This is a genomic window from Pseudoalteromonas sp. SG43-8 (assembly GCF_014164245.1).
Classification (GTDB): Bacteria; Pseudomonadota; Gammaproteobacteria; order Enterobacterales; family Alteromonadaceae; genus Pseudoalteromonas; species Pseudoalteromonas distincta.
In genome coordinates, this window is sequence record NZ_JACJEX010000001.1 from 381146 (window position 1) to 394016 (window position 12871).

10 protein-coding genes and 1 riboswitch are annotated in these 12871 nt (G+C 40.9%); of the genes, 4 read left to right on the forward strand and 6 right to left on the reverse strand.

Annotation, left to right across the window (positions count from 1 at the left end):
- Positions 1-4: 4 nt before the first annotated feature.
- Genes H5122_RS01765 through H5122_RS01775 form a run of 3 tightly spaced genes read right to left on the reverse strand, consistent with a single transcriptional unit; the run spans position 5 to position 4602 of the window.
- A complete protein-coding gene (locus tag H5122_RS01765; RefSeq protein ID WP_182673496.1) occupies positions 5-2782 on the reverse strand; it encodes an ATPase in 2778 nt (925 codons plus the stop codon).
- Positions 2779-3327, reverse strand: a complete 549-nt coding sequence (locus tag H5122_RS01770) for a condensin complex protein MksE (RefSeq protein WP_024605891.1) — start codon at positions 3325-3327, stop codon at positions 2779-2781. Before H5122_RS01770 ends, H5122_RS01765 begins: the two co-directional genes overlap by 4 nt.
- A 3-nt stretch (positions 3328-3330) precedes the next feature.
- Entirely contained in the window at positions 3331-4602 is a 1272-nt protein-coding gene (locus H5122_RS01775; protein ID WP_182681095.1) for a hypothetical protein, read from the reverse strand.
- A gap of 222 nt (positions 4603-4824) precedes the next feature.
- Between H5122_RS01775 and nhaD the strand changes: the two genes are divergently transcribed.
- Complete coding sequence (gene nhaD, locus H5122_RS01780; RefSeq protein ID WP_101217585.1) at positions 4825-6072, forward strand: sodium:proton antiporter NhaD; 1248 nt, start codon at positions 4825-4827, stop codon at positions 6070-6072.
- Positions 6073-6173: 101 nt separating this feature from the next.
- Positions 6174-6346: riboswitch (Lysine riboswitch) on the forward strand.
- A gap of 75 nt (positions 6347-6421) precedes the next feature.
- On the forward strand, positions 6422-7825 hold the full coding sequence (gene lysC, locus H5122_RS01785; RefSeq protein ID WP_182681096.1) for a lysine-sensitive aspartokinase 3: 1404 nt from the start codon (positions 6422-6424) through the stop codon (positions 7823-7825).
- A 33-nt stretch (positions 7826-7858) separates the two neighbouring features.
- Here lysC and H5122_RS01790 read toward each other — a convergent pair whose 3' ends face one another.
- Positions 7859-8617, reverse strand: a complete 759-nt coding sequence (locus H5122_RS01790; RefSeq protein WP_182681097.1) for a 4'-phosphopantetheinyl transferase superfamily protein — start codon at positions 8615-8617, stop codon at positions 7859-7861.
- 141 nt (positions 8618-8758) lie between these two features.
- Here H5122_RS01790 and H5122_RS01795 point away from each other — a divergent pair, with 141 nt between their 5' ends.
- Positions 8759-10081 carry a sodium-dependent transporter gene (locus H5122_RS01795; protein WP_007375800.1) on the forward strand — a complete coding sequence of 441 codons (1323 nt, stop codon included), beginning with the start codon at positions 8759-8761 and terminating at the stop codon, positions 10079-10081.
- Positions 10082-10174: 93 nt separating this feature from the next.
- Here H5122_RS01795 and H5122_RS01800 read toward each other — a convergent pair whose 3' ends face one another.
- Both H5122_RS01800 and H5122_RS01805 read right to left on the reverse strand, forming a co-directional pair.
- Complete coding sequence (locus H5122_RS01800; protein ID WP_182681098.1) at positions 10175-11155, reverse strand: 2-hydroxyacid dehydrogenase; 981 nt, start codon at positions 11153-11155, stop codon at positions 10175-10177.
- Between the two features lie 88 nt (positions 11156-11243).
- A complete protein-coding gene (locus tag H5122_RS01805) occupies positions 11244-11804 on the reverse strand; it encodes a glutathione peroxidase (protein WP_182681099.1) in 561 nt (186 codons plus the stop codon).
- A gap of 121 nt (positions 11805-11925) precedes the next feature.
- Between H5122_RS01805 and H5122_RS01810 the strand changes: the two genes are divergently transcribed.
- Positions 11926-12807, forward strand: coding sequence for an NAD(P)-dependent oxidoreductase (locus H5122_RS01810; protein WP_182681100.1), 882 nt, complete (start codon positions 11926-11928; stop codon positions 12805-12807).
- Positions 12808-12871 lie beyond the last annotated feature (64 nt).

Genomic DNA, 12871 nt, shown 5'->3' on the forward strand with positions numbered 1-12871 from the left:
CCAATTAATTGTGTTCAACTTCAATCCAATCTTTTTCATCTACCCAGTTTTGTGCACCGTCTTTTACTGAACGAATCGGCACAATGTAGTCACAACTTATTTGTGGCTTAACTGAGGCAAATATAGGCACAAAACCAAAGCTTAGTGCGGTTTCTATAATCGCTTTTTGATTTTGCGGGTCAATGTCGGCCGCTTCATCTATGTAAATAGGTATACGGTATAGGTTTTGTTCCTGATCGCTTAATAAGTAACGAATAAACAACATGCCACACAATAATTTAATCGTAATACGTGTGCCGTTTGAACCCGCTGAGTCTATTTTTTCAAAGTGCTCTGTTTCACCTGCACGGTTAACCACTTCAAATCGAATATCAAATAAATCGGTAAGTGTTAAACCCGCTTTATCTGAGGCAAGTTTAATTAAGTGATCTTTTGCTTCGTTTACTGCACTTTCGCTGTACGGTTCTTGGCTCAGTAAATCAAGCGTGTCACCTTGCTCAAACTGATGCGACGTACTGATAATGGTATCGATACTATCAACCAGCATTTTGCGCGGTATGACGTTAATTTTAAACGCTTGCAGGTTTGAAATTCGGTGCTGGCTTATGCCTTTATTAAAGCTGTTCATTTCGCGGCGAAGGCGGTCTAAATCTTCTCGCAAGCCTTTTATAGTTGCGGCCACTTCGGTAAGCGCAACGCGTGCTTGGCGCTCAACAGCATCGCGTTCGTTATCAATATTATGAAAGGCGCTTATTAGCTTTTGGTATTTAGTGTATTCGTCATTTTCGTTGTCGAATTTAGTAATACCCGCGTTATATACATGCAAATAGGTATTACGCACGTTTATGTCAAAATTACGCAGTTCTTGGCAGTCTTTATTAAAATGATGAACAAGGTCGCTTAAGTTATCAAAGTCGACCGTAATATCAATCATGTATGGAGTTACTTTACCGCTGTATAAATCAAGCGTGTGATCAATTCGCTCGCTCTTAACTTGGCGTAAGCGCTCAGTTTGGCGATTAATTTGCTCTTGTTTCGATTTAATTAACGAGCGACGATCGGCAATTGAGCCACTATTTTTTTGAATATCTTGCAAGTAGTCGTCAACTTGTTCGCGCTCAGCTAATAACTGCTCTTTTAGCATGGCTTGCGCTTCAACCGACTGCTGCATTACCTCAAACTGCTCTAAGCGTTTTAGCGCGCTTTCTGCGCTCATAAGCTCATCGTATAACGCGTCTTTTTCTTTTTGCTTGTCGGCAACGTTTGCAGCAACATCGCGCTGTTGCTTAAACTCTTTAAGTGAATGCTCAAGTGCATTTAACTGAGCGGTTAATTGCTCTTTGTTTTCGCCGCTTTGCATTTGCACAGGCGAGAGCTTTTTAAGCTTAATGCTCGCACCTGGTAGCGTTAAGACGCCGCCTTTAACGTTTTCACTTAATAGCGATAAAAACTCACCAAATGCATCTTCATCATCAATGGTTATATCGCCATTAGTGGTGGTTGCAAACGAGAGAATATCTGGATTTAAAATCCGCGATATTTCCTCTACTTCTTTTAACGAGAGGTCTTCGCGCATGCGGGTAAACAAATTAAACTCAAGGTTTTTAAGTTGCAGCTTTAAGCTCTTAATTTGTTTTTGTGTTTCGCTAATGCGGTAGTCAAGCGTATGTAGGCTTTGCCCTTGTGCGCTAGTTATAGAGTGCGAAAGCGACTCGTAATCTTGCTTTAACTGAGTCAGGCTGGTTTTAAGCGTGGCTTTATTTACCAGTTCAAATTCGCTTTTAAGCGCATCGTAATCTAAAAACCACTGCTCAATTTGAGTTTGTCTGCGCTCAATATCACGCGATTGCTGTACGTATAGGCTTTGCTTTTGCTCAAACTCGTGTTTTTCGTGCTCTATATCTTCAAGCGCAATGCCCAACTCATTAAGTTGCGATTCTTGATAAGTGTCAAAATCAATCAGTGCTTGGTCAATTTTAGGTGCGTATGCGGCTAATTTACCTTTAAGCACGGTTTGGTTTTCAAGCATTGATTCAAGCGCGGCTATTGGCTCTTGCATTGACTCAAGGGCTTTTAGTTCGCGTTTTGAGCGATTTACTTTATCAAACGAGCGACGCCATACTTCATAAAAGTCGACTTTAGAGTTTGACATATGACGTTCAAAAACGCGTAGCATAAAGCGTTTTACGTCGCTTGCGCCTAATTTGTGTAAGTTAAGAATACGTCTAAATATTTCTTTATAAATAGAGGAGTCTTGCACATTATTAAGCGGGATCATTTTTAAGTTAATGTCGCCGTCAAATGGGGTTGCGCCGCCAGTCAGTAGCGCGTTTAACTCTTGTGCTTTAAGCTCAATAGGGTTGTAGTTAAGCGATTTTAAATGGTTGAACAGCTTGGTAAATTTAATAATAGTTTTACCTTGCGTGTACTGCTCTAAATCAAGCTTTCCTTGATAACAAAAGTACTGATGCGCGTAACCGGCAATTTTACCAAGTCCCGCAACGCCTATTACTACTGAGCCATGAGGCAAGTTAGCTTCTAGTAAAATGTACGACTGATCGGATGAAAAATAAAACTTACGGGTTTCATCTAAATCGTGTCCGTCCCATTCGGTTAAGCGCAAATCGTTAATAAGCGGAAACTGCAGAGCGTTAATAACCGAGCTTTTACCTGTGTTATTGGGCGCGCAAATAGAGCTGCTTTTATCAAGCGGGATCACACATTTTGCATAGCCTGCGGTGTTAAGTAGGGCGAGTTTACTTAGTCCGTATAGATTTTTCATTCCTCGTCCTCTGTAATGTAGGTTTCTTCGTTTACTTCCATGAGTGCATCTATGTAGCGGTGAATTGGCGCTTGTAGCATAAAGCCGCCTTCTACTTCACGGGCTAAACCTAAGCGCACCATGCGCAGGTAAACGTCTTTGCGCAAATCCGATCCCGAAAATATCTCAAGCTGATCAAACAAATGTTTGTTAATTTGCACCAGCGTTTGCATAAGCTCTAAATCGTTTACGTCGTCAAACAATGCGCGCATTGGGTCTTTACCCGTATTGGCGTAGTGCTCAATTAAAATGTAAATGGTGAGCGCGATAGCACGAGATATTTTGCCCATATTGGGTGTGCTTTCGTCGCTACCAAAATAATAAAAGCCACGGCTGTCGTGTTTTAAATCGTTACCTAAAGCGGTAAATAGGGCGGTGTAGTCTTCTATGTGTTGGTCAAGCTCTTGCCACATTACGTTGTCTTGCTCGCAAATGTGGTAACCCGCTACTAATTTTTTATTAATGGCTTGTAGATGGGTTAGCTCGTCTAAGTTTATGTGTGTCATGGTTTATTTACCTGCCTTTGAATCTGGCTGAGGCTCTGAATTAAATGGATATAAAGAAAAGTGCTGACCGGCAATTTTTACGCGGGCTTTTTCATCGCTTTGAATTATTTTAATATCGCTGTCGCTGACTAATTTTTGATACAAAAATAGCATTTCGTCGGCGTCGAGACTTGGATAGCTTTCGTCTAAAAATTGCAGCAAGGGCTGCGGCTTTTTGCGTTTTTTATTAAAGCGCTTAGCAAAGCTGGTTTTAACATCGTTGTAGTCAGGAATATTTGGCGTAACAAATGCAGGCACGTCTTGCTGGTCAGGCAATTGGTATTCTTCGTGTTCAAATTCAACCAAGCTTGCCATGTAAGCCACAATATGGCGTTGCTGACCAAGCGAATATCGCTGCGCGTCGCTCACAAAATGTGGCTGTACAGCACTTAGCATATTGTCTACGCCATTTTTGCGCACAAGCCCAAGTACTTTGGCTGCTTGGCGAGTAATTAAGTTATTACGGCGTAACTCTTCGCGTAGCGGCATAAGCATGTCGGCACTTTTACGTAAGCTTTCTCGACCCACTAAATGCATTTCGAGTATACGGGTACGTAATTGCTCAAGCATGCGTTTGTCGGTATACGCTTTACCTGAGCGCTCAATGTGCAGTATTTGCTTACTTATTTGCTCTTCAATGAGGGTAAAACACGCATGAAATTCACCCCTAATATCTACCATTTCAAGCATTGGCTCTATGTATTCGTCAAAGGCTTCTATTACCGCTTTATAACGCTTTTGCAGCGATTGCACCGCATTATTTGATTTGGCTTGTTCAACAATATTTAAAATAGCGTTTTCGTTGTGCGTATAGAGCTTCATTATTTTACGCACCCGATCATCCATAATACGGCTGTAGCGGCGTAAATCGTCAAAGTCTTCTATTTCGCCAGCGTTATCTAGGCGATTACCTAAACGAGCGAGGTCGTCGACTAATACGCTAATTTCTTGCGCTAAGCCTAAATGCTCTTCTTGAAGTAAAAACGTAGCAAAGTCGGCAATGGCGCGATTTATTTCAAGCTGTGAGGATTTAGCCAGTGGAATTAAAATATCTTGGTTTAACAAACGATTTGTTTCTTTATAAATGCGTTCGTTTGACCACGTAGGCTGCTTTTGCTTAATCGCGTTTTGTACGTCTTTTAGGCTAAAGTCAGCCATTTTAAAACGTTTAAATAATAGCTCTAATACACCCCAATGTTCGGTTATGGTGTTTAGCAGCTTTTTAGCTGGGATCATATGGGGTTACAACATCCTAGTATTTTATTATTGAGTTCTTTTAGAAGACTCATTATTACGTATTTTTAATTAATCTTGTTTGTATATAGTATTCGTTTTTAAGACCATTTAATAATAGTTTTTGCATAGAGGCAGTGCTAAAATTCGCGCCGAAAATAGGCACATGAAATGGAATGTTATTTGTGTGTTCTTTAAAACTATATCAAAGGTTGTTTAACTACCATGGTTTCCTCGATTATTCTAACCCTGATAGCGATTGCATTTTTACTGATCGTTATAGAAGATATAATCCATGTCAATAAAGCTAAAACCACGCTGTTTTTTGGTACGCTTTGCTGGATTCTTCTTTTTATATACCCCCTACACGGGCAAAGCCCCGATACGATTCAACATCTTTTAAATGAAAATATTTTAGAAATTGCCTCATTATGGCTATTTTTAATGGCTGCAATGACCTTTGTCGCCTATTTAAATTCAAAGGGGTTTATAGAAAATATTGTGCACCGTGTTATGCCAAAAAGTATTAGCGAAAAAAAGCTCATGTTTTTGGTGGGTGGTTTTGCGTTTTTGTTTTCGTCGATTTCAGATAACGTAACAGCGACGCTTATATCGCTTGCGGTTGTTATGTCGTTAAAGCTTGAACCTAAAAAGCTCGTTAAATACGCCACGCTTATTGTGTTTGGAGTGAACTCAGGTGGGGTATCGCTAATAACAGGTGACGTAACCACACTAATGATATTTTTAGATGGCAAAGTAACCATTGCTCATTTATTACTACTTATAGCGCCAGCACTTGCAAGCGTTATGCTGCTTGCTGCGTTACTGTCTATAGGTATGAAAGGGCGTGTTGAGTTTGCTAGTGCAGGTAAAACCCGCATTGAAAAAACCGACATAACCATTGCTGTTATATTTTTATCTACCGTAGTGAGCACACTTACGTTGAGTGTAATTTACAGCGTACCGCCTTTATTAACCTTTTTGTTTGGCTTATCAGTGATGTTTTTAGTGGCGCAATTTTTAATGCGCAAAAAAGACATAAACAAAGACATAATCGATTTTGTTCGCGATATAGAATACGACACATTATTGTTTTTTGTAGGTGTACTTTTACTTGTAGGCGCACTTAAAGAAATTGGTATGTTGAGTAAATTTACCGACCTATACACGGTAATGGCACCAGAATACGCAAACTACTTAATGGGCATATTATCAGCAGGGGTCGATAACGTACCGCTTACCGCTGCATTATTAAAAGCCAATATAGTAATGAGCCAACAACACTGGTTGTCGTTTACGTATGCAACGGGCGTGGGCGGTTCAATGCTTATTATTGGTTCGGCTGCGGGCATTATTGCCATGAGCAAAGTTAAAGCGCTTACCTTTATGAGCTACTTGCGTTTATCGCTGCATTTATTAATTTGTTACACGGTTGGATATGCGGGCTCGTATTACATGGGCAGTTTTATTTAACTCATAAATTATTAAATGCTTGACAGCTAGACGTCTAAACGATAACTTTCAAAACCCCACTACTTAGTGGGGTTTTGTTTTATTAGCCACTGGTTAATAAAGCATTCAGAAGAGGTGCGATACTTAGGTACTTAATGTTAGGCGACGAAAGCCGATGATCATTAAGGAGGGAAGTACTCGCCGAGGAAAATAATGGTACGTCGTCATTGTTTTTCGGTTTATGGGGCTGAATCCTCAAAACTGTCACCAATATAGGTGGAGAGCTTCTGGCAGTGGACTTATCTTCAAGCATTCCTTTGCCAAGTTCTTCTTGTTTTATTGCGGTTTGGATACCGCGAAAGGAGACTAAATGACTACCGTATCAGCGCCACAAACAGTGCCTCAAACAGAGTTAAGCGCAAAATCAGATTACATCGTTGCCAAATTTGGCGGAACAAGTGTTGCAAATTTTGAAGCGATGAGTCGCTGCAGCGAAATTATTGTTGCAGATAAAAGCGTACGTATTGTTGCCGTGAGCGCCAGTGCCGGCGTAACTAATCACTTAGTTGCACTGTGTAAATCAAGCATTACTCCTAGTGAGCGCCAAGAACACATAAATGGCGTGCTTGCTATTCAACAAACTATATTAGATGAATTATCGCTAGATGCTGATTTAGCGGTTGGCTTTAACGAAACCTTAAAAGTATTTCAAACATTGGCTCAAGAGCCACTAACAACCGATCAGCAACACGACGAGCTACTTAGCTTTGGTGAGCGTTTATCGTCGTATTTATTTGCTCAGGTGCTGCGTTTACAAGGTTTAAATGCCGATCGCTTTGATGTGCGCAAGGTGCTTAAAACCGACAGCCAATTTGGCAAAGCAACGCCTAATGTTGCAGCAACAGCGCAAGCTGCTAAAGAGCATTTAATTCCGTTATTAGACGCTCAAGTAATTGTGACTCAGGGATTTATTGGTAGTGACGAATACGGTCAAACCACAACGCTTGGACGTGGTGGTTCAGACTACAGCGCTGCATTATTAGCGGAAGCAATTAACGCTAAAAGCGTGCATATTTGGACCGATGTAGTGGGCATTTTTAGCACCGACCCGCGTTTGTGCGCAAAAGCGACGCCTATTGCACGTTTAAGTTTTGACGAAGCCGCTGAAATGGCAACCTTTGGCGCAAAAGTATTACACCCAGCGACTATTTTACCAGCAAGTCGTAGCCACATTAACGTGTTTGTAGGTTCTAGCCGCGAGCCAGAGCGTGGCGGTACGTGGATTGAGCGTGAAAAATCGCAGCAACCAGGTATACGCGCAGTAACGCAACGTAAAAACCAAATATTGCTTACGCTTAAAAGCCCTGAAATGCTACTAGCAAGCGGCTTTTTAGCACGCGTATTTACACTATTAAGTGAATACAATATATCGGTTGATTTGGTAACCACATCAGAAATCAGCGTAGCTATAACCCTTGATAACGCGCAAAACGCCTCGCGCCCAGAGCTCGATCAAGAATGCCTAGATAAGCTTGCAGAGTTTTGCCATGTTTCGGTAGAAAACAACCTAACATTGGTGGCACTTATTGGCTCTGAGATTCAATTACGCCAACACGAAATGAACTTAATGAGTGTGCTAAAAGATTTTAACATTCGATTAATTTGTCACGGTGCTAGTAAGCACAACCTGTGCTTTTTAGTAGAGCAAACTGAGTCAGATAACGTAGTACAGTCTATTCATAGCCGTTTATTAGAAAACGATTTTGCTGCGTAAATAACGGTTATTCAGGGAAATTAACTAGTAAAATCAGTTAATAAAGTCATTTAATAAAAAGCATCGCCAGTCGGTGCTTTTTTTATGCACCACACTCACATCAAAACAAGCATTACTGTCACTGCTATCAGCTACAGTAACGCGATTACTGCAAGCACTCAGCTTTGCACTATTTAATTCGTCAAACACATTAGGGCTAAGTAACTTTGCAATAGGGCGGCTGGTGGCTTTAGCAAGTGACTCTTTTAATGTCCAAATTCTAAAAAACGTATCTGCTTGGGCTTGGGTATTAGTAGGCTCGGTAATAAGTGTAATTTCATCATTATGATAAAAATGCTTAGCGAGCTTTTCAAACGGGCGCTTTAGGCTTACTTTTTCAATATCAAAACCAAACTCACTTTTATCAAAATTTAGCGCGACCCCAACTAAACCATGCGAATGCGAAATACAGGTATTAATAACATCACCACTCATATGTATTTGCAGCTTTGAGCTTGCTTCGTCAAATTCTGTACTCATTTTATTAAGGGCTACGTGCGTATGTTGCGGCTGCATTATTTTAATAAGGTGTTTTAACAATAACCGCGTAGCTAAATACTCTTGCTTAGCTTGTGGGCTTTTGCGGCGGTTTATAATGGTTAACTCAAATGGGCTTAAGCAATCAGGCAAATTAAAGTCACTAAGCTCAAGTGTTTTAGCATTAAATAATAAAATGCTGTTACTCGCTAAAGACAAGTTTGCCAATTGAGTTGAAGTAATACTCAAGGCATTTTTAAAATAGTGTTCAGTCATAAAAGCCCTAAAGCAAAAGAAGTCGCTGATATTGTGAGCGGTTAACGCCACTAATAAAGGCTGGGTACAATTTTATTACTCAGCTGGCATGAAATATGGTTTAATTCACAATAATCAAAATAATAACAGATTTGTAGATGTATGGCACAAGTGCGTGATGGGTTTCAAAGCCGACTTGGTTTTGTTTTAGCCGCTGCTGGCGCAGCAGTGGGTTTGGGTAATATTTGGGGTTTTCCTACGCAAGCGGCCAACCATGGCGGCGGTGCTTTTTTACTGGTTTATTTTATTGTTATATTTTTACTTGCGCTTCCTGCGTTGTATACCGAACTTTATTTAGGCCACAAAGCACAAGCTAATCCTGTAAAAGCATTGGGCGATGCATGGCAAAACACTAGCCGTAAAGTAGGCGCAGCAGCAGGTTACATAGGCCTTGCGGGCGCAGTTGTTATGCTAAGTTTTTATTCAATAGTGGCAGGATGGATGCTTTCGTACGCTATTGAACCCATAACAACCTTTTTAGGTTTCACAGGCGCAAGCGAATTTTTACATAGCGACTCAGTGCTGCGTAATTTTGTATTTACGCCGCTTATGCTTATTTTAACAGCCAGTATCATTTTAAAAGGGGTTAAATCGGGAATCGAAACCTGGTCGCGCCGTTTAATGCCACTGTTACTTGTGCTGCTAGTTGGTTTAATTGCCTACATTGCAACACTCGATGGCGCAAGCGAAGGTTTTGCCGCGTATTTAATTCCTGATTTTAGCCAAATACTGGACCCTAATTTAATTATTGCGGCAATGGGGCAAGCGTTTTTTTCGCTCTCACTAGGTGTGGGCTGTATGATGATTTACGGCTCGTATTTACAACCAGATGCTAATTTACCAAAGCTCACAGCAGGTGTTGCACTACTTGATACTGGCGTTGCTTTTTTAGCTGGGTTACTCATTATTCCTGCTATTTATGTGGCGCAACACAACGGTGTTGAAGTATTTAGTGGCGGTAAACTGATTGGCGAAGGGCAACTTATTTTTGCTATTTTACCTGAGCTATTTAGCACCATGGGTGAAATTGGCCTATTAGTTGGTTTATTGTTTTTTGTATTAATGTCTATCGCATCGGTTACGTCAACTATATCGACCACTGAAATTCCGGTAGCGTTTTTAGTCGAAAACCATAACGTTAGTCGCACCAAAGCAACATGGGCAGTGAGCGCCGTTGTACTTGTATGTGCAAGCGCAATTATATTAAATTTTGATTGGTTATTTGGCTTAGTAATTATGCTATTTACCCAATACCAACTACCGCTTATGGGCTTATTTTACTTTATTACAGTAGGGTGGATGTGGCAGCGTGGTAATAAATTACACCAAGCAACAACCGGCGTACATTACTGGTTTGCTCAGTATATTCGTTTTGTTTGCCCAATATTAATGACCTTAGTATTTGCAAACGTCGCATTTGGCTAAGCTCTGCTTAAAGTAAATTTTTAAACAAAAAAGCGAATAGGGCTCACCTTATTCGCTTTTTTTGTACCGGTTATTTAGGTAAAGCCTAGGTGTTTATAAAACCTCGTTAGTCAGAGGCCTACCTTCACTTACTTCAAGTGCATTTTGTATTGTTGTATTAGCAATTTCTGTGAGTGCCTCTTGGGTAAAAAAGCCCTGATGCCCCGTTACTAATACATTTTTAAAGCTCACTAAACGCGAGAATATATCGTCTTGGTTTATTTCGTCGCTGTGGTTTTTAAAAAACAGCTCCGACTCTTGCTCGTAAACGTCGAGCCCCAAGTAGCCTAATTTTTTAGTTTTAAGTGCATTAATGCACGCTTTGCTGTTAAGGAGTGCCCCGCGAGAGGTGTTAATAAGCATAACGCCGGTTTTCATTTTACTAAATGCCTCATCATCTATTAAATGATGAGTTTGCTCCGTTAGGGGGCAATGCAAAGAAATCACATCGCTTTGGCTAAGTAAGGTGTCTATATCGGTAATTGTATAATTGCCAGGTTGTGCGTAGGGGTCGCACACTAATACTTTAGCGCCAAAGCCATTTAAAATGTTGCACAGCGCAAGGCCAATTTTACCACAACCTACAATACCCACGGTTTTACTGTGCAAGTTAAAACCTAGTAGCCCGTTTAAATCAAAGTTGTCTTCGCGTACGCGGTTATACGCTTTATGGGTTTTACGGCTAAGCGTTAGCATAAGTGCAATACAATGCTCGGCTACTGCTTCTGGGCTGTATGCTGGTACGCGTAATACTTTAATTTTATGTGCTTTTGCTGCAGGTAAATCAACGTTATTAAATCCTGCACAACGTAGCAAAATAGTATTTATGCCTTGGCTTGCCAGTTGTTCAATAACCGTGGCGTTTACAGTGTCGTTAACAAATACACATATGGCATCAAACCCGCTTGCTAAAATAGCCGTTTGTTCGCTCAGGGCTTGTTCAAAATACGTTATTTTTATATCACGGTGATCGCGTGTACTTTGTTCAAAAAAAGGCAGTTCGTACTTTTGAGTACTAAAAAAAGCAATGTTCATGGTAATAGCCTCGACGCTTAATAAGTATCAATACAATAAACTACTTTATAAACCTATGCTTTAGTAACACGCATTTTATTGATTTAAATTAAGCCTTAGCTGGCGTAAACAAAGGTATTTTTGATGCTACCTTTTTACCACCTCTTGCAGCGCTTAACTTTGCAGCTTGCAGTAAGTTATTTTCTATTACTTGTTTAAGTGTTTCGGGCTTAGTACGCGGTGCATAGCGTGCAACAAGTTGCCCTTGTGAATTAATTAAAAACTTAGTGAAATTCCATTTAATTGCGCGGTTTTGTGAAATACCCCGCGTATGCGACTTTAAATAATTAAACAACGGATGTGTTTCTGGCCCGTTTACCATTACCTTACCAAATACCTCAAACGAGATATTAAATTGATCTTGGTAAAAGTCTTTAATGGCTAAATTATCAAGCGGCTCATTTTGGCCAAACTGGTTACACGGAAACGCAAGCACAGTAAAACCATTGCTTTTGTATTGCTGATAGAGCTTTTCGAGTGCGTTTAATTGCACCGAAAAATTACACTTACTCGCTGTATTAACAATAAGGACGGTTTTGCCCTGTAACTGGTTAAGAGGAAAATTTTCGCTGTTATAAAGTGGTGCATTAAATTGATAAATACTGTCCATAGGTTACCTACTTACCTTTCCCGTTAAGGAAATTTTATAAAGACTTTCATTCGCTTTTTTATCGACCGGTTGACATAATCGAGGTCTAGTTTCTAAGTTATCAGTTAAATAGGTCATTTTTATGTCAATGAAAGTCGCATTTATAGGTTTAGGCGTAATGGGTTACCCAATGGCGGGGCATTTAGCAAAAGCAGGGCACAGCGTATGCGTTTATAACCGCACTCAAGCTAAAGCAAAAGCGTGGACTGCAGAACATTCAGGAAGCTTTGCACTAACGCCGCGCGAAGCTGCAAGCAATGCCGACATTGTATTTATGTGTGTTGGTAATGATGACGATTTACGCTCAGTAGTGTATGGCGACGACGGCGTGTTAGCGGGCATGTTACCGCACACTGTTTTGGTTGATCACACCACAACCTCTGCCGAAGTAGCACGTGAAGTGGCTGCAAAAGCGGCTCTGCAAAATATCGACTTTATAGATGCGCCTGTATCGGGCGGACAAGCTGGCGCCGAAAACGGCGTATTAACGGTTATGGCGGGTGGCAGCGAAGCCGTATTTGCTAAAGTGCAGCCAGTTATGGCGGCGTTTAGTCGTTTTAGCCAATTACTAGGCGGCGTTGGCTCGGGACAACTTTGTAAAATGGTTAATCAAATTTGTATTGCTGGCGCAGTACAAGGGTTAGCCGAAGGCTTACATTTTGCCAAGCAAGCTGGGCTTGATGGTGAAAAAGTAATAGAGACCATTTCTAAAGGTGCAGCCGGTTCGTGGCAAATGGAAAACCGCTACAAAACAATGTGGGCGGGTGAATATGAGTTTGGTTTTGCCGTAGATTGGATGCGTAAAGATTTAGGCATTGCACTCGATGAAGCTAAAAACAATGGCGCTACTTTACCAATGACCGCAACGGTCGATCAATATTACGCCGACGTACAAGCACTTGGCGGCGGCAGATACGACACCTCAAGCTTACTAGCACGCATTGAAGCACTGCATAAAAAGTAACGCTGTAAACGCGAAGCTTGCTTGCGTGACGGGCAAAGCCCGTAAAGTAATTTATTCACAAAGA